Source organism: Pseudomonas sp. PvP027, from assembly GCF_017833005.1.
GTDB classification, from domain to species: domain Bacteria; phylum Pseudomonadota; class Gammaproteobacteria; order Pseudomonadales; family Pseudomonadaceae; genus Aquipseudomonas; species Aquipseudomonas congelans.
In genome coordinates, this window is record NZ_JAFIBK010000001.1 from 2,011,189 (window position 1) to 2,028,132 (window position 16,944).

The window sequence follows — 16,944 nt, forward strand, 5'->3', positions numbered from 1 at the left end:
CGTCGCCCTAAGCGTGACATCCATGTACTGGCGCAACGCTGGTTTCAAGCCAAGGACTTCAGATTCATGTCTTCTAGTAGCACCTCAGCAGCGGCGGGTCAGCAAAGCCGGCAACGCGCCTCATCGAATCGACTCATCTTTATCTCCGTGCTTGTGGCGACCATGGGCGCGCTGGCGTTCGGGTATGACACTGGCATCATCGCCGGCGCCCTGCCGTTCATGACCCTGCCCGCCGATCAGGGCGGACTGGGTCTGGATGCCTACAGCGAAGGAATGGTCACCGCTTCCCTGATTGTCGGCGCCGCATTCGGCTCGCTTGCCAGTGGCTATATCTCCGACCGTTTCGGACGCCGCCTTACATTGCGACTGCTGTCAGTGCTGTTTATCGCCGGCGCACTCGGCACCGCCATTGCGCCGTCGATTCCGGTCATGATCGCAGCGCGCTTCCTGCTGGGTATCGCAGTGGGTGGCGGTTCTGCAACAGTGCCGGTGTTCATCGCCGAGATCGCAGGCCCGTCACGGCGTGCGCGGTTGGTAAGCCGTAACGAACTGATGATCGTCAGCGGCCAGTTGCTCGCCTATGTGCTGAGTGCGGTGATGGCGGCCTTGCTGCATACGCCGGGGATCTGGCGTTACATGCTGGCCATCGCCATGGTGCCAGGGGTGTTGCTGCTGGTCGGTACGTTCTTCGTACCAGCGTCGCCACGCTGGCTGGCCTCCAAAGGCCGTTTCGACGAAGCGCAGGATGTGCTGGAGCAACTGCGCCCCAGCACACAGGACGCGCAGCGCGAAGTCGACGAGATGAAAGCACAGGACGAAGAAGCTCGCCATCGTCCGAAAGCAAGAGAATTGCTGCGTCAGCGCTGGGTCATCAAGCTGTTGCTGATCGGTATAGGTCTGGGCTTTACCGCGCAGTTCACGGGGGTGAACGCGTTCATGTACTACACGCCGATCATTCTCAAGAACACCGGAATGGGCACCAACGCTGCGTTGACCGCGACGATCGGCAACGGCGTGGTGTCAGTCATCGCGACCCTGTTGGGGATCTGGGCCATCGGCCGCTACGGGCGTCGGCATTTGCTGATGACCGGTCTGGTCATCGTCATTCTGATGCAGGCAGCGCTCGGTTGCGTATTGCAGTTCATGCCGCAGAACATGACCCAGAGCTATACCGCCCTCGCCTGCATTCTGGTGTTTCTGCTGTTCATGCAAATGTGCATCTCGCCGGTCTACTGGTTGCTGATGTCAGAACTGTTTCCCATGCAGGTGCGCGGCCTGCTGACCGGCACAGCGGTATCGATGCAATGGTTGTTCAACGCATCGGTAGCGTTCACGTTCCCGATTGCAGTCGATACCATCGGCAACCCGACGTTTTTCATCTTCGCCGCCATCAACATTGGCTCGTTGATTTTCGTGTTCCTGTGCCTGCCGGAAACCAAAGGCAAGTCGCTGGAGCAGATCGAAAAGCATTTGAAGAAAGAGCTGTAACGGCGACCGGATGAGGTCGTCAACGGCCTCATCCACCCTCCAGGCAGATCAGCGCACCAGCATCGAAGCTGCCGCCGCTACCATGATTGCCGCCGCACCGCGAAACAGTTTTCTTTGCGCGCTCTCACTCGACAGCAAATGTCGAATGCGCAAGGCGGCAAATATGAACACGGCCCCGACCGCCAGCAGTACCAGCATCGTCAGCGGCACCAGAACCAGCCCCCACGTCTGCACAGAGACCGTTTCAAGATTGATGACCAACGGCAAAAGCGCCAGATAAAAGGCAATGGTCTTGGGGTTGCCCAAGGTGATGGTCAGTCCGGACGCGGCCGCGGACAGCAACTCTTTTTTCTTCGCTGATTTTCCGATGTCTATGGCTTGATGATCTGCGAACCAGAACTGCCAGGCCAGATAGCACAGATAAATCGCCGCCCCCCAGCGCACTACCTGAAACAACGCATTGAAGTGTTCGGCAATCATGGCAAGGCCAAATACTGCAAATGAAAGATAGGTCAAGTCACCGAGGATCAGCCCGGACAGCAGGCAAAAGCCTGACACAGCCCCGCCGCTGACACTGCGTGCGACCAGCGCGGCCATACCGGGGCCAGGAATGGCGGCGGCAATACCCAACGCTGCCGCATAGGTAAGAACCTGAGTCAGATCAAGCATGTCGCACTCCTTGAGTCATGGCGCTGATTGCAGAGTTCCTGAGCTCCATCAGACGAGCCCCTGTGCCGAAAAATACTACGCGTTTCAATGCGGTAAAAATCGTCTGTTCTTACTGGCTGAATGGCTAAAATCGGTATAAATTTCCCGCTCTATACGGAGTAACGGTATTTATGACCAAACCGACGTTAGGCCCGATTGATGTCAGGATACTCACGGCGCTGCAGCAGGATGGCCGTATCACCAATCAGACCCTGGCCGACCAGATCGGCATGTCTGCCTCGCCCTGCTGGCGACGGGTCAGGCAGCTTGAAGAACATCGCTATATCCAGGGTTACAGAGCCGTACTGGACCGTCGCAAGATCGGGCTTGGCGTGATGGTGTTCATTCGTATCAGCATCGACAGTCATAGTGAGGCCGAGGCCAGAAAATTCGAGAAGGAAGTCATGCAACTGGAAGATGTCGTGGCGTGCTACAGCATCGGCGGCGATGCGGACTTTCTGCTTCAGGTCGTAGCGCCCGATCTGGATTCCTTTGCTGACTTCGCCATGACCGTGGTCAGACGATTACCCGGCATCAAGGAAATGCAGAGCATGTTCGTGCTCAAGGAAATAAAACCGTTCGTCTCGTTCCCGGTAAAGCAGCCCGCATAGCGATGCCTGGCTGTCGCCGCAGATACCGTCAGGTATCAATGCGTGCATCGGCATTAATGACTGCACGCCCATCATTTCAAATAAAGGAATAGCAATGTCTGCGAAGGAGCCAGCGACCGTGACCTTCACCAGTGCCATCCCGATTCTGCGGATATTCGATGAACGCAAAGCGCGTGAGTTTTACATCGACTTTCTCGGTTTCAGCATCGAATTCGAGCACCGCTTCGAAGCGGACCTGCCGTTATATCTGGGCATCAGCCGTAACGGGCTGAACCTGCACCTCTCCGAGCATCACGGTGATGCCTGTCCAGGTGCGGCGGTGTTCATCCCCACGCAAAACATCGAGCAATTTCGCGACGAGCTGATCGACAAGCAGTATGGCTATGCCCGCCCGGACATCGTTCAGCAAGGCTGGGGAAAAACCCTGGAAGTCTGCGACCCGTTCGGTAACCGTCTGAGGTTCTGCGAGAGTTGAGAACCCCGCATTAATGTCAGCCGCAGGGCGATACATTTGCCCCAGGCTGGCACGACCCATCTTTGTGCACGCAAACATATTCAAGCGCAAACATGACGCATGCCTGCAGCGAAACACCCCGTCAATTCTCAGTAATCTCTCCGTAAATCATCCTCCGGCCGAGTTTGGCCCGTAACGTGCAAACGCGTCAGTTCATCTTGTATACATGAATGAACACCACCATGACCGCACTCGATATCCCTGAACTTCAGTCGGCGCTCCGCTCGGGCGAAACCACGCTGACGACACTGGTGCACACCCTGACCGCACAGATTGATACGGATGACCGGGCAGAGGTCTGGATTCATCGCGTTCCTCTGGCACAGCTGGTCGAGCGGGCAAAGGCGCTGGAGAGCATTGCCGTACAACTGGGCGATGCGGTTTATGAGCGGCTGCCGCTGTTCGGCGTGCCCTTTGCGGTCAAGGACAATTTCGACGTGGCGCACATGCCGACCACGGCTGCATGCCCGACGTTCGCCTACGTGGCCGAGGACAATGCGCACGTTGTGCAGCTGCTGCTCGACAGCGGCGCAATCCTGATGGGCAAGACCAATCTCGATCAATTCGCCACTGGCCTGGTGGGCGTTCGTTCGCCCTACGGCGCGGTACGCAATGCGCATGATCCGGCCTACGTCAGCGGCGGTTCGAGTTCCGGCTCGGCAGTGGCGGTAGCGCGTGGCTACGTCAGTTTTGCACTGGGCACAGACACCGCTGGTTCAGGCCGCGTGCCGGCCGGTTTCAACGGCATCGTCGGGCTCAAGCCCAGCCTTGGCCTGTTCAGCAGTCGAGGGATCGTGCCTGCCTGCCGCACGCTGGACTGCCCCTCCATATTTGCCAGGGATGTCATGCAAGCCTGGCAGGTGGCGCAGGTCATTGCAGCTTACGACCCACTGGATGCGTCCAGTGTGGCTGTGCAGACATTGCCGGTGCAGCGCAGGGTTCGGCGTGTCGCCGTCGCACGGCACTGCGAGTTCTTCGGTGACGAGCAGGCAAAGGCGGCTTACCTCAAAACCCTGGAAGCCCTGCAGAACGACCCGCTGGTGACTGTCAGCGCTATCGAGTTTGACGTCTTCGCCGAAGCAGCTGCCCTGCTGTATCAAGGCCCGTGGGTGGCAGAACGCCGCGCTGCCATCGGCGAATTCTTCGCCAGCAACGCTGCCGATATTCATCCTGTGGTGCGCGACATTGTGCAGAGCGCGGATTCATTCGACGCCGTGGATACGTTCAAGGCCCGCTATCGCCTGGCAGAACTGACTCGCGCTGCGCAGCAGTTGCTGACCGACATCGATGTGCTGGTGGTGCCGACCGCGCCGTGCATGCCGACCATCGAAGCGGTGCTCGGCAACCCGGTCGCGCTCAACTCACAGCTCGGCTATTACACCAACTTCGTCAACCTGATGAACATGTGCGCCATCGCCATCCCGACAGATCGTCGCGCGGACGGACTGCCTGCGGGCATCACACTGATCGGCCCGGCCGGTGCCGATCAGCGCCTGGCAGAGATCGCCGCAGCCTGGCAGCCGCTGTTCGGCCAGGCTGACCAGCGTGACGTCGTGGCGATGGCTCCCCTGCCCTATAACAGCCCGACCGTGCAGGTGGCGGTTGTCGGTGCACACCTGGTCGGCCAGCCACTCAACTGGCAGTTGCTCGAAGGCGGCGCACGTCTGCTGCGCACCACAACCACCAGCGCGGATTACCGCCTGTATGCGCTGGCAGAAACGTCGCCGCCGAAACCTGGACTGGTGCGCGTGGCTGAACAAGGCGCAAGCATCGAAATAGAAGTCTGGGAAATGCCGCTTAGCCAGTTCGGCGCTTTCGTCGCGGCCATTCCCGCGCCACTGGGCATCGGCTCCCTGCAATTGGCTGACGGCCAGTGGGTCAAGGGTTTCATCTGTGAGCCTGGCGGCCTTGAAGGCGCGTTGGACATCACCGACTACAAAGGCTGGCGCGCCTACCGCGCTGCGCACACATCTTCCATCGTTCAATGACCAGAGGTAGCACACATGTCGAATGTTGATCGTCGCAGTTTCATCAAGTTGGCGGGCATTATCGGCCTGAGCGCAGCGCTGCCTTTCGGTCGCGCCTATTCAGCCGATGCACCGCTGGTAGTGGGTTTTATTTACGTCGGCGCTCGCGACGACTTTGGTTACAACCAGGCCCACGCCCAGGCAGCGGCCATCATCAAGACGCTGCCCAACGTCAAAGTGATCGAGGAAGAAAACGTTCCGGAAACCGTGGCCGTACAGAAGACCATGGAAGCCATGATCCGTCAGGACGGCGCAACGTTGATTTTCCCGACCTCGTTCGGCTACTTCGAACCGCACGTGGTCAAGGTCGCCAAAAAGTACCCGGATGTACGTTTCGCGCACTGCGGTGGTCTGTGGCAGAAAGGTCGCGACCCGATGAACGCGGGGAGCTTTTTCGGTTACATCGATGAAGCGCAATACCTCAACGGCGTGATTGCCGGGCACATGAGCAAGAGCAAAAAGCTCGGGTTCGTCGCCGCCAAACCTGTGCCTCAAGTGCTGCGCAACCTGAACGCGTTCGCCATGGGTGCCCGCTCGGTGGACCCGAGCATCGTCACCACGGTGATCTTCACCGGTGACTGGTCGCTGCCGGTCAAGGAAGCAGAAGCTGCCAACGGCCTGATCGACCAGGGTTGTGACGTGCTGACCTGCCATGTCGACGGGCCCAAGGTGATTGTCGAGACCGCTGAAAAACGCGGCGTCATGACCTGTGGCTACCACGCCAGCCAGGCTGCGCTGGCCCCCAAAGGCTACCTGACCGGTGCCGAATGGAATTGGGAAACACCTTATCGTGCTCACGTCGCGGCAGCCCAGAGTGGCGCGCCGATGATCAACTTCCTGCGCGGCGGGCTGAAGGAAGGCTTCGTCAAAACGTCCGCCTACGGGCCTGCGGTAACCGCCGACGCCAGGCAGAAAGCAGATGCCATCAAGGCGCAGATGATGGCCGGTCAGTTCGTGATTTTCAAAGGCCCGCTCAAGGACAACAAGGGCAACGTGGTGATTGCCGATGGCGTTGCCCAAGGCCAGACCGACATTGCTCTGGAGAGCATGAATTATCTGGTCGAAGGTGTGCTTGGCCAGCTCTGAGGAACGTTCATGAGTTCATCGATAAGTCTGCGCCGCCTGGCCAGCGCGTTGTTGCCGGGGCTGCCTACGGTGCTCGCGGTGTTTTCCTCGTGCGTGCTGTTCGGGCTGTTTCTGGCGGTTCAGGGCAAGCCTGCCTGGCAGGCGCTGCACCTGGTCGGCGAAGGTGCGTTCGGCTCGTGGTTCGCCCTGGAAAACACCTTGCAACGCGCCGCGCCGCTGATGCTGACCGCACTGTGCGTTGCCCTGCCCGCGCGGGCCGGGCTGATCATCATCGGCGGCGAAGGTGCGCTGGTACTGGGCGGCCTGGCTGCCGCAGTGACCCCCTTGTGGCTCAGCCATCTGCCAGCCGGTTTGATGCTCGCCTGCATGGCGGTCGCCGCAATGACCGTGGGCGCACTGTGGATCGGCCTGAGTGGCTGGATGCGCCAGCGGCGCGGGGTCAATGAAACGATCAGCAGCCTGCTGCTTTCGTACATCGCCCTGGCGCTGTTCAGGCAGTTGGTGGAAGGGCCGCTGCGCGACCCGGCCAGCCTGAACAAGCCATCGACTCCGCCGCTGGACGATGCCTATATGATCGGCACGATCAGCGACAGTTTCGAGGTGCACTGGGGCCTGGTGGCGGGCGTCGCTGCCTGTGTGCTGGCATATGTGCTGGTGCGCCACAGCGTCAAGGGTTTTGCCCTCGCCGTGGTCGGCGGCAACGTGCGGACCGCGCTGATGATCGGCTTGCCGGTGGACCGGCTGATCATGCTCAGTTGCCTGCTGGGCGGTGCGGCGGCTGGCCTGGCCGGCATGTTCGAGGTCACCGCAGTACAAGGCAGCGCCAACGCTGCCTTGATCGCAGGCTATGGCACCAGCGGCATCCTCGTGGCCTTCGCCGCTCGCCATCATCCGCTGGCAATTATCGTCTGCGCCATCCTGCTTGGCGGACTGGAAGCCAGTGGCGGACTGCTGCAACGACGGCTCGGTCTGCCGGACGCCACCACGCTGATTCTTGAAGGTCTGCTGTTCACCAATCTGCTGCTCTGGGAAGCCCTGGGCGGGCGTATCGCGGCCTGGAAGATCCGGCTGACGGCGTCGCCTGCGCCGCTCGACAAGGGAGCACTGCAACATGGCTGATATCGACCTGACTACATTTCTCCTTGCCCTGCTGGCCGGCGCTATCCGCGTCGGCACACCCTTTCTGTTCGTCAGCCTGGGCGAATGCCTGACTGAAAAAAGCGGCCGGATCAACCTGGGGCTCGAGGGCATTCTGGTAGCGGGTGCCATGTCCGGATACGCCGTCGCGTGCCTGAGCGGCTCGGCGTGGCTGGGCGTCGGCGCGGCTGCCGGGGTCGGCATTCTACTGGGCCTGCTGCATGGGCTGGCGTGCTCGTTGCCACGGGTCAATGACATCGCTTTCGGCATCGCGCTGATCCTGCTCGGCACCGGCCTGGCGTTCTTTCTCGGCAAGGCCTTTATCCAGCCACAGGCGCCCATGCTGCCTTCACTGGCGCTGGGCGCCTGGAGCAGCGAAGAACGTGTGCGCTCGGCGCTGAACATCAATGTGCTGTTCTTCGTCGGTGCCGCGCTGGCGTTCGTTCTGCATTGGGGGCTAAGCACCACGCGCTGGGGGCTGATGCTGCGTCTGGTCGGCGACCATGCCGAAACCGCTCAGGCGCTGGGCTATCGACCGCTCAAAGTACGCATTGTGGCCACTGCGGTCGGCGGCGGGCTGGCCGGTATCGGCGGCGCCTATCTGTCGCTCTATTACCCCGGCAGCTGGAACGAAGGGCTGTCCAGCGGTCAGGGGCTGATGGCCGTGGCGCTGGTGATCTTTGCCCGCTGGCGTCCGCTGGCATGTCTGTGGGCGTCGTTGCTGTTCGGCGCTGCCGGTGCCATCGGTCCTGCCCTGCAAGCGGTCGGTATCAGCAGCGGCTATTACCTGTTTGCCGCTGCACCTTATGCGCTGACGCTGGTGGTGATGTACGCCACCTGCCGCCGTGGTCGCACTCTGAACGGCGCGCCTGGCGAACTCAGCCTGACGCGATGAACTGATCTTTTCGAGGAGACATTGCATGGCCAGTGGTCTTGGTGGTTTGAACAAGTCGCCCAATGGCGTGGTGATCGGCCTGGCGCAGCTGGCGTTGCCCGATCCGCATACGCGCGAGGCGTTGTGGGCGCAGACACAGAAAGTGGTCGGCATGGTCGCCAAGGCGCGACGCAGCAACCCGGGCATGGACCTGATCGTATTTCCCGAATACTCGTTGCACGGCCTTTCGATGAGCACCGCACCGGAGATCATGTGCAGCCTCGACGGCCCGGAAGTGATCGCGCTGCGCGAGGCGTGCAAGGCGCACCGGATATGGGGCTGCTTCTCGATCATGGAAGCCAACCCGCACGGCAACCCGTTCAACAGTGGCCTGATCGTCGATGACCTCGGGGAGATCCGCTTGTACTACCGCAAGCTGCACCCGTGGGTGCCGGTCGAACCCTGGGAGCCTGGCGATCTGGGCATTCCGGTCTGCGACGGACCGCGCGGCAGCAAGCTGGCGCTGATCATCTGCCACGACGGCATGTTCCCGGAAATGGCCCGCGAGTGTGCCTACAAGGGCGCCGACATCATGCTGCGCACTGCGGGCTACACCGCACCAATCCGCCACTCGTGGAAGATCACCAATCAGAGCAACGCCTTCACCAACCTGATGCAGACCGCAAGCGTCTGCATGTGCGGCTCCGACGGCACGTTCGACTCCATGGGCGAAGCGATGTTTGTCGACTTCGACGGTACGATCATGGCTGAAGGGGGTGGCCGGGCCGACGAAATCGTCTGCTGCGAACTGCGCCCCGACCTGGTCCGCGAAGCCCGTGTGCACTGGGGCGTGGAGAACAACATCTATCAATTCGGGCATCGCGGCTATGTGGCGGTCAAAGGTGGCGCACGCGACTGTCCTTACACCTACATGCACGATCTGAGCGCAGGCCGGTATCGTCTGCCGTGGGAAGACGACGTCGTGCATACCGATGGCAGCTCGTGCGGTTTTGCAGCCCCCGAGCGCGACTTCAAACCTACCCCCAGCAGCTGGAAGGAGTAACGCCATGAGCGAACGTCATATTGCATCGGCGCCCTACCCCTGGCCCTGGAATGGGCAATTGCATGCGCACAATACGGCCTTGATCGTGATCGACATGCAGACCGACTTCTGCGGCGTCGGCGGCTACGTGGACAGCATGGGTTACGACCTGGCCCTGACCCGTGCGCCCATCGAGCCGATCAAGGCGCTGCTCGCCGCGATGCGCCCGCTGGGCTTCACCATCATCCACACCCGCGAAGGCCATCGCCCGGACCTCAGTGACTTGCCCGCCAACAAGCGCTGGCGCTCGCAGCGTATCGGCGCGGGGATCGGCGACCCCGGTCCGTGCGGCAAGATTCTGGTACGTGGCGAGCCGGGCTGGGAAATCATCGACGATCTGGCACCGCTGCCCGGCGAAATCGTTATCGATAAACCCGGCAAAGGCTCGTTCTGCGCCACCGATCTGGAACTGATTCTGCGCACTCGCGGCATCGACAACCTGATCCTGACCGGTATCACCACCGACGTCTGCGTGCACACCACCATGCGCGAAGCCAATGACCGTGGCTTCGAGTGCCTGCTGCTGGAAGACTGCTGCGGGGCGACCGACGCTGGCAACCATGCAGCGGCCCTGAGCATGGTCAAAATGCAGGGGGGCGTGTTCGGCGCAGTCGGCCATTCCTCGATGCTTCGCGACTTGTTGGGAGCATGAACATGCGCGCCCCGAGCCTTGAGACGATTGGTGCCAGCAAGCATTTCGGTGCATTTCGCGCACTCGACGAGGTGTCCTTCAAGGTCCGCGCCGGCACCGTCCACGCCCTGCTCGGCGAGAACGGCGCCGGCAAGAGTACGCTGGTCAAGGGCATCATCGGCTACAGCCCGCTGCAGTCGGGCAGCATTCTGATCAACAACCGCGAACACGAGATTCGTACCCCGCGCGACTCTCATCAATTGCAGATCGGCATGGTGTATCAGCACTTCACTGTCGCACCGGGCCTGAGCGTTGCGGAAAACCTGGTGCTGGCGCGCGGCGATCTGCCCTGGCGTATCGACTGGGCCAACGAGCACCAGCGTCTGGAAGCGTTCATGGCAAAGATGCCTTTTCGTCTGGACATCCATCGCCCGGTCAGCAGCCTGGCGGCCGGCGAAAAGCAGAAACTGGAAATCCTCAAACAGCTGTACCTGGAGCGTCGACTGGTCATTCTCGACGAACCCACTTCGGTGCTCACGCCGCAGGAAGCCGACGAAGTGCTGGGGCTGATGCAGGCGATGGCGCATCGTGGCGAACTGACCGTCTTGATGATCACCCACAAGTTTCGCGAAGTCAGCACCTACGCCGATGACGTCACGGTGTTGCGCAAGGGTCGCTGGGTGGGCAGCGCGGCAGTGGCTGATACCAGCACGCAACAGATGGCGGCATGGATGATGGGCGAAGCGCAGGTACGCGGGGTGAGCACCGAGCGCCCAGTGATGGCGGCCCGCCCGCCCCAGTTGCAGGTGGCAGGTCTGGATGTCCCTGGCGACAAAGGCACGCTGGCGGTGAAGAACCTGTCTCTGGCCGTTCACCCGGGAGAGATCGTCGGGGTTGCAGGTATCTCCGGCAACGGTCAGCGCGAACTCACCGAAGCGCTGCTCGGCCAGCGAGCCTTAAGCGCCGGGCAGATATCGGTCGACGGTCAGCCTTACCACGCGCGGCGCAACCAGATGCAGCGCCTGCGCGTGTTCAGCCTGCCTGAGGAACCCTTGCGCAACGCCTGCATCGGCACGTTCAGCGTGGCTGACAACCTGGCCCTGCGTAATTTCGACCAGCCGCCCCTGTGCCGGCAGGGCTGGCGCCTGGATCGTCGCGCGGCAGGTGTCCAGGCACGCAGCCTGATTGAACAGTTCCAGGTATCGCCCAACGATCCGAACCGGCCGATCGGCACCTTGTCCGGGGGCAACGTGCAGCGCGCTGTACTGGCCCGTGAACTGACCCATGATGTCGCGGTGCTGATCGTCGCCAACCCGGTATTCGGCCTGGACTTCGCCAGTGTCGCGCTCATTCACCAGCGCCTCATTGATGCTCGCAACAGCGGCACAGCGGTCCTGCTGCTCAGTGAAGACCTCGACGAACTGCTGAGCCTGGCAGACCGAATCGTGGTCATCCACGATGGCGAGCTGGTGTTTGAAACCAGCGCAGCGGACGCCGACCGTACCGAACTGGGTCGACACATGGCCGGTGCCGAACACCTCACGGGGGAACCGGCATGAACAAGGTCAATGCACGCCCTGACAGCTTCGCCTTCGACACGTCCCGTACCGCTGTGGTGATCATCGACATGCAGCGCGATTTTCTCGAACCCGGTGGCTTTGGTGCCGCGCTGGGCAACGATGTCGCACCGTTGCAGGCCATCGTTCCGTCCGTGCAACGCCTGCTGGCGCTGGCCCGCGATGAGGGCATTGCGGTGATCCATACCCGTGAATCGCACCGTGCCGACCTTGCCGATTGCCCGCAAGCCAAACGTGACCATGGCTCGCCGGGCCTGCGCATCGGCGATCCCGGTCCGATGGGACGCATCCTGATTCGCGGCGAACCCGGCAATCAGATTATCGACGCCCTTGCGCCGCTCGCTGGCGAGTGGGTCATCGACAAACCCGGCAAAGGCATGTTCTTCGCCACCGAACTGCAGCAGCGGCTGAGCGAAGCCGGGGTCACCCATTTGATCTTTGCCGGCGTCACCACCGAAGTCTGCGTGCAGACCAGCATGCGCGAAGCCAATGACCGGGGTTATCGCTGCCTGCTGATCGAGGACGCGACCGAAAGCTATTTCCCCGCGTTCAAGCGGGCCACGCTGGAGATGATCACCGCACAAGGCGGGATTGTCGGCCGGGTTGCCTCACTGATGGACCTGGAGCAGGCGCTGCAGACAAGGAGCACACACTGATGGACATCAACCTCCCCCACGTGGTCGCCGAAGTGACCCACGCTTTTCACGACTACGAACGCGCCCTGCTGGCCAATGAACTGACCACGCTGGATGCGTATTTCTGGGATTCAGAACACACCGTCCGCTATGGCGTTGCCGAGAACCTGCAGGGCGCGGACACGATCGCGCGCTATCGACGCCAGTGTCAGCCGGTCGGACCGGGACGCACACTGCTGCATACCGTGGTGAGCACCTTCGGTGAAGACTTCGCCACGGTCAGTACCGAGTTTCATGATGGCGTCACCCAGCGCCTTGGTCGGCAGATGCAGACCTGGGCGCGACTGGAGGGCGGCTGGAAAGTCGTTGCCGCACATGTCAGCATTGACCTGAGCAGCCTGGAGCCACGCCCTTGAATTCCCCGAACACCACCAACGCGCTGGCCGAAGACGTCTATCGGCGGCTCAAGCAGGAGATTTTCGACTTCTACCTGCTGCCCTACGACCGGTTTACCGAAACCCAACTGGCCGACCGTTATCAGGTCTCGCGAACACCGGTGCGTGATGCGCTCTATCGCTTGCAACGCGAAGGCTACCTGGATGTCGAGTTCCGGCGCGGCTGGTCGGTCAAGCCTCTGGATTTCAACCAGATCGATCAGCTCTACGACCTGCGCATCGTGCTGGAGTGCGCGGCGGTCGAGCGCATCTGTGCATCCGCCGATGTGCATCCGGAACTCAATATTCTGCGCCAGCACTGGTTGATCGATCGCGATCGCTGGCAGATAGACATGCAAGTGGTCGCCGACCTTGATGAACAGTTTCACACTCAACTGGTGGCCGCTTCGGGCAATCTGGAAATGGCCCGTATTCATCAGGAAGTGACCGAGCGCATCCGTATTGTGCGCCGCCTGGACTTCTTCAAAAGCGCCCGTATCGAACACACCTACCTCGAACACGCCGCGATCCTCAATGCACTTCAGGCGCGCAAACGTGACGAAGCGTTATTGCTGCTGCGCTCCCATGTAGAGATCAGCAAACTGGAAGTACGCAAACTGACGATTTCCATGCTCAGTGATGCGCGGCGGCGGTATGAGGCGTGAGGTTTCATGTCAAATTTCCAGGTAGACAAACCATTGCGTGAGCGCAAATCATCGAGGCTGTTAATCGTCAGCCCGTCGATGAGAATACTGCTTTTCAGATTTCAGCACACAAAAGGGGCGTTGGCCGGCAGCAATTATTGGGCAACGCCTGGTGGAGGCGTCGAAGACGGCGAAACTTATGAGGCCGCCGCCATACGTGAATTGCGCGAAGAAACCGGTATTAGGGTCAACTCGGTCGCTGAGCATATTGCCAACAGACGTTTTCCAATGCTGCTCCCTAGTGGTGAGAGCGTACTCGCTGTTGAACGCTATTACGTTGTATATGCAGAGAGCCAGGTAATCTCTCGATCAGAATGGACGCTGCAGGAAACCCAGGTGATGACGGAGCATCGGTGGTGGTCCGCCCATGAACTGAACTCGACGACGGAAATCATCAAACCGGATGATCTAGTGAGAACGCTTGAGAAAGCGGGTGTCTTTAAAGCTGAGCGTTAGGAGCACCGTAACGCTACAAATAGCATGGCTGCGAACGACTCCAACTTCCCCTTACTGGCTCATTCATATGAGCAGGCCAACTTCGACTCTCCGTCTGACGCTATCACTCCACAATAGCGCTAGCACTCCATGCGGATAGATATGATCCCATGCAACCTTTTCAAACCAGCCCTGTCCTAGCCATTAGTACGTAATGGCACTTAACCATCATCTCTTATTCGATGTATTGACACATGACTCCCTACTGCAGATTAGCCGGTGAATGACCGTCTGGCTCGTTATGCAATGGGTCAGTCGTCGCCTCGACCAAACATCGTGAGCAACTTCAAGTCTGTACGTAGTCGCAGCTGAAAACTGCTAAGTCAACCAGGCCATGTCTGCGCGCAGCTGGAAGAGGTCCACAGGACGGATCCGCCGCTTATGCGCCGCCAAACATGATCCGGGCCACACATGCGCGCCACTCAGGAATAGTGATCGATGAACCCACAGGGCTATGAGCACGACCACGTCATACCGACGAATATTGAAGATGTTGCCAAGGTATTGCAGGCCGCTGCTCACTCCGCCTTGTGCACCGCCGGTTTGCTGATGGTATCCAGCGCTACAGGCTGGGAGCAGTTGGTCAGCTCCGGTCAAAGCCTGCCCAAAGCGGATGAGGCATGGTTGAGGATGATCTCGTCTTATGGCGACGTGGTGCTGGTCGGTAAGGACAGCCCGGCGGATACGATGGAAACCAACAGGTCGGGGTCTACGCTGATCTACGTTGCTATCCGTGGTTTCAGGCATGAGTTGCTCGGCGCAATGCTGTTGAGCAACAGCGATGACGCAATGGTGCTGAGCGCTGCGCAACGCTATGCGCTGCAGGCCCAGGCGGCTCATATTCGTACTTACCTGCAACCGGGCCGTGATCCCGAGGCCAATAACCCGCTGGTCACCTCGTTCGAACGCCTGCGCTTGCTTGAGTCGGTGGTCATCAACGCCAATGACGCGATTCTTATCACCGAAGCGGAACCCATCGATCTGCCGGGCCCGCGTATCGTCTATTGCAACCCTGCGTTTCTGGCGATCACCGGCTTCACTGAAGAGGAAGTCATAGGTCGCACGCCCCGCATCCTGCAGTGTGAGGACACCAGCCGGGCAACGCTGGACGTCATTCGTGAGGCACTCAGTCAATGGCGGGCGGTTGAGGTCGAACTGCTCAACACCCGCAAGGATGGCAGCAAGTTCTGGGTCGAGCTGAGCATTGTGCCGGTGGCCAATGAAAAAGGCTGGTTCACCCACTGGGTGTCCGTGCAGCGCGACATCACCGAGCGCAAGGAGTCTCAGCAACTGGCTCAGCGAGCCCGTCTGGAGTGGGAAGAAAAGCTTGCGCTACAGAGCCGGCTGGAGGAGCGCGAACGCATTTCCGAAGAGCTGACCTATATCGCTTTTCACGATGAGCTGACCTCACTGTTCAACCGCGCTTACCTGATGAACGAGTTGACCACGGCCTTTGAAATCCGCGACCCCCGATACGAACGGGCAACGGTACTCTTTCTGGACCTGGACGGCTTCAAGGTGGTCAACGACAGCATGGGGCACCTGGCCGGTGACAAGTTGCTCAAGGCAGTGGCGAATCGATTGCAGACCTGCGTTCGCTCTAATGACGTTTTAGCGCGAATCGGCGGCGACGAATTTGCGATCCTGCTGATGGGCAAGGATCAGCCGGAGACTGCGGTAAAAATGGCTGAACGTATCGTCAGTCAATTGCACACGGCAATACAGATCGAAGGCCAGGACATTTTCATCTCGTGCAGCATCGGCATTGTCACCGCAGGTGAAAGCCATACCAAGCCCGAAGAATTGCTGCGTGACGCCGATGTGGCCATGTATTCCGCGAAAAAACAGGGCAGAGGGCGCTGGAGCATCTTCAACTCCTCGATGCGCGAGGCGGCGATCGACACGCTTGTGATTCAAAACGCGCTGCGCCAGGCACTGGAAGACAAGGATTTCCTGGTCTTTTATCAGCCGATCTACAGCGGCAACTGTGAACATCTGGTCGGGGTCGAGGCGCTGGTCAGGTGGAACCATGCGACCATGGGCATCATCTCCCCCGATGCGTTTATTCCGATTGCCGAAGACCTCGGGATCATTCATGAATTGGGGGCCTGGGTGATGCATCAGGCCTGTAGCGAAGTGCAGGCCTGGCGCAAGGAATTCTCTCACCTGGACCTGAGGCTCAACGTCAACGTGTCCGGAAAAGAGTTGAGCCATCCCGGGTTCGTCGATCAGGTGACACGGATCATCGCCGCCACCGGCCTGCCTGCGGGCCAGCTTCAGATCGAGGTCACCGAATCGGTGTTTCTCTATCAGCCTGACGCGATCGCCGAGGTTCTCCGGCAGATCAGGCAGCTTGGCGTGAGGGTGGCGCTGGATGATTTCGGTACGGGTTACAGCTCGCTCGGCTACATTGACCGTTACCCGATCGATGCGGTGAAGATCGATCGCTCCTTCGTGTCCCGAATGATGACGTACGAACGCAGCAAAGCCATTGTCAGCAGCATCCTGTCGCTGGGCCGAGCGCTGAATCTGGATATCACGGCGGAAGGTGTCGAGACCGCAGAACAATACAACCTGCTGCGCAAGATGGGCTGCCCTTACTTTCAGGGCTACCTGTTGAACAGACCGATGCGCTCAGAGGCGCTGTTGCATATCATCAAGTCCGCAGCCGAATGCACTGCCTGATTTACGCCGACGTTGATGGGCCGGAATGACTCCCGGCCATACCGCAGCCTGAGCGTGAGCATGCTGTCTTGTAATGTGTCTCTACCTGTAAAATCTTGCCAGTGATCTGGTAACTGATCCAGGAAGCTCTGCGCAGCGTACTGAATACTGTCGTGATGGGCATCATGCACCCGTTTATTCATGGAGGTATAGTGCCTGTGCAACCAGTGCTCAGTGCCTGCGGTCCAACTCACTGC

General features: G+C 60.1%; 16 protein-coding genes. 15 read left to right on the forward strand and 1 reads right to left on the reverse strand.

All coding sequences use genetic code 11. The annotated features are described in order from the left end of the window. Nucleotides 1–66: 66 nt before the first annotated feature. Nucleotides 67–1,488, forward strand: a complete 1,422-nt coding sequence (locus JOE33_RS08280) for a sugar porter family MFS transporter (RefSeq protein ID WP_032615722.1) — start codon at nucleotides 67–69, stop codon at nucleotides 1,486–1,488. A 48-nt stretch (nucleotides 1,489–1,536) separates the two neighbouring features. Here JOE33_RS08280 and JOE33_RS08285 read toward each other — a convergent pair whose 3' ends face one another. Next, nucleotides 1,537–2,157: a LysE family translocator gene (locus JOE33_RS08285; protein ID WP_122693584.1), complete on the reverse strand. Its 621-nt coding sequence runs from the start codon at nucleotides 2,155–2,157 to the stop codon at nucleotides 1,537–1,539. Nucleotides 2,158–2,327: 170 nt separating this feature from the next. On the opposite strand from JOE33_RS08285, the gene JOE33_RS08290 reads away from it, so the two are divergent. The 14 genes from JOE33_RS08290 to JOE33_RS08355 all read left to right on the forward strand — a co-directional run bounded on the left by JOE33_RS08290 (nucleotide 2,328) and on the right by JOE33_RS08355 (nucleotide 16,708). Beyond that, complete coding sequence (locus JOE33_RS08290) at nucleotides 2,328–2,807, forward strand: Lrp/AsnC family transcriptional regulator (protein ID WP_010429001.1); 480 nt, start codon at nucleotides 2,328–2,330, stop codon at nucleotides 2,805–2,807. 94 nt (nucleotides 2,808–2,901) lie between these two features. Next, nucleotides 2,902–3,282: a glyoxalase superfamily protein gene (locus tag JOE33_RS08295; RefSeq protein ID WP_187625124.1), complete on the forward strand. Its 381-nt coding sequence runs from the start codon at nucleotides 2,902–2,904 to the stop codon at nucleotides 3,280–3,282. A 221-nt stretch (nucleotides 3,283–3,503) separates the two neighbouring features. Beyond that, nucleotides 3,504–5,309, forward strand: coding sequence for an allophanate hydrolase (atzF, locus tag JOE33_RS08300; protein WP_187625125.1), 1,806 nt, complete (start codon nucleotides 3,504–3,506; stop codon nucleotides 5,307–5,309). Between the two features lie 15 nt (nucleotides 5,310–5,324). Then, nucleotides 5,325–6,434, forward strand: coding sequence for a BMP family ABC transporter substrate-binding protein (locus JOE33_RS08305; protein ID WP_004403015.1), 1,110 nt, complete (start codon nucleotides 5,325–5,327; stop codon nucleotides 6,432–6,434). A 9-nt stretch (nucleotides 6,435–6,443) separates the two neighbouring features. Beyond that, nucleotides 6,444–7,553, forward strand: a complete 1,110-nt coding sequence (locus JOE33_RS08310; protein WP_032615728.1) for an ABC transporter permease — start codon at nucleotides 6,444–6,446, stop codon at nucleotides 7,551–7,553. After that, a complete protein-coding gene (locus JOE33_RS08315; protein ID WP_122579347.1) occupies nucleotides 7,546–8,466 on the forward strand; it encodes an ABC transporter permease in 921 nt (306 codons plus the stop codon). The genes JOE33_RS08310 and JOE33_RS08315 overlap by 8 nt, the downstream gene beginning before the upstream one ends. A gap of 25 nt (nucleotides 8,467–8,491) precedes the next feature. Beyond that, nucleotides 8,492–9,508, forward strand: coding sequence for a formamidase (locus JOE33_RS08320; RefSeq protein WP_032615730.1), 1,017 nt, complete (start codon nucleotides 8,492–8,494; stop codon nucleotides 9,506–9,508). 4 nt (nucleotides 9,509–9,512) lie between these two features. Then, entirely contained in the window at nucleotides 9,513–10,199 is a 687-nt protein-coding gene (locus JOE33_RS08325) for an isochorismatase family cysteine hydrolase (RefSeq protein WP_010429021.1), read from the forward strand. Then, the gene (locus JOE33_RS08330; protein WP_163023627.1) at nucleotides 10,196–11,737 is read left to right on the forward strand and encodes an ABC transporter ATP-binding protein; all 1,542 of its coding nucleotides are present in this window, start codon (nucleotides 10,196–10,198) and stop codon (nucleotides 11,735–11,737) included. The genes JOE33_RS08325 and JOE33_RS08330 overlap by 4 nt, the downstream gene beginning before the upstream one ends. Next, a complete protein-coding gene (locus JOE33_RS08335; protein WP_122693579.1) occupies nucleotides 11,734–12,411 on the forward strand; it encodes an isochorismatase family cysteine hydrolase in 678 nt (225 codons plus the stop codon). Before JOE33_RS08330 ends, JOE33_RS08335 begins: the two co-directional genes overlap by 4 nt. Beyond that, nucleotides 12,411–12,806: an oxalurate catabolism protein HpxZ gene (hpxZ, locus tag JOE33_RS08340; protein ID WP_187625126.1), complete on the forward strand. Its 396-nt coding sequence runs from the start codon at nucleotides 12,411–12,413 to the stop codon at nucleotides 12,804–12,806. The genes JOE33_RS08335 and hpxZ overlap by 1 nt, the downstream gene beginning before the upstream one ends. Beyond that, on the forward strand, nucleotides 12,803–13,489 hold the full coding sequence (locus JOE33_RS08345; RefSeq protein WP_187625127.1) for a GntR family transcriptional regulator: 687 nt from the start codon (nucleotides 12,803–12,805) through the stop codon (nucleotides 13,487–13,489). Before hpxZ ends, JOE33_RS08345 begins: the two co-directional genes overlap by 4 nt. 6 nt (nucleotides 13,490–13,495) lie before the next feature. Beyond that, complete coding sequence (locus tag JOE33_RS08350) at nucleotides 13,496–13,984, forward strand: NUDIX domain-containing protein (protein WP_187625128.1); 489 nt, start codon at nucleotides 13,496–13,498, stop codon at nucleotides 13,982–13,984. Nucleotides 13,985–14,461: 477 nt separating this feature from the next. Then, complete coding sequence (locus tag JOE33_RS08355; RefSeq protein WP_187625129.1) at nucleotides 14,462–16,708, forward strand: EAL domain-containing protein; 2,247 nt, start codon at nucleotides 14,462–14,464, stop codon at nucleotides 16,706–16,708. Nucleotides 16,709–16,944 lie beyond the last annotated feature (236 nt).

Bases quoted from the DNA above. Each gene is read 5' to 3' on its own strand.
- JOE33_RS08280 (WP_032615722.1), top strand. From the start codon at position 67: ATGTCTTCTAGTAGCACCTCAGCAGCGGCGGGTCAGCAAAGCCGGCAA.
- JOE33_RS08285 (WP_122693584.1), bottom strand. From the start codon at position 2,157: ATGCTTGATCTGACTCAGGTTCTTACCTATGCGGCAGCGTTGGGTATT.
- JOE33_RS08290 (WP_010429001.1), top strand. From the start codon at position 2,328: ATGACCAAACCGACGTTAGGCCCGATTGATGTCAGGATACTCACGGCG.
- JOE33_RS08295 (WP_187625124.1), top strand. From the start codon at position 2,902: ATGTCTGCGAAGGAGCCAGCGACCGTGACCTTCACCAGTGCCATCCCG.
- atzF (WP_187625125.1), top strand. From the start codon at position 3,504: ATGACCGCACTCGATATCCCTGAACTTCAGTCGGCGCTCCGCTCGGGC.
- JOE33_RS08305 (WP_004403015.1), top strand. From the start codon at position 5,325: ATGTCGAATGTTGATCGTCGCAGTTTCATCAAGTTGGCGGGCATTATC.
- JOE33_RS08310 (WP_032615728.1), top strand. From the start codon at position 6,444: ATGAGTTCATCGATAAGTCTGCGCCGCCTGGCCAGCGCGTTGTTGCCG.
- JOE33_RS08315 (WP_122579347.1), top strand. From the start codon at position 7,546: ATGGCTGATATCGACCTGACTACATTTCTCCTTGCCCTGCTGGCCGGC.
- JOE33_RS08320 (WP_032615730.1), top strand. From the start codon at position 8,492: ATGGCCAGTGGTCTTGGTGGTTTGAACAAGTCGCCCAATGGCGTGGTG.
- JOE33_RS08325 (WP_010429021.1), top strand. From the start codon at position 9,513: ATGAGCGAACGTCATATTGCATCGGCGCCCTACCCCTGGCCCTGGAAT.
- JOE33_RS08330 (WP_163023627.1), top strand. From the start codon at position 10,196: ATGAACATGCGCGCCCCGAGCCTTGAGACGATTGGTGCCAGCAAGCAT.
- JOE33_RS08335 (WP_122693579.1), top strand. From the start codon at position 11,734: ATGAACAAGGTCAATGCACGCCCTGACAGCTTCGCCTTCGACACGTCC.
- hpxZ (WP_187625126.1), top strand. From the start codon at position 12,411: ATGGACATCAACCTCCCCCACGTGGTCGCCGAAGTGACCCACGCTTTT.
- JOE33_RS08350 (WP_187625128.1), top strand. From the start codon at position 13,496: ATGTCAAATTTCCAGGTAGACAAACCATTGCGTGAGCGCAAATCATCG.
- JOE33_RS08355 (WP_187625129.1), top strand. From the start codon at position 14,462: ATGAACCCACAGGGCTATGAGCACGACCACGTCATACCGACGAATATT.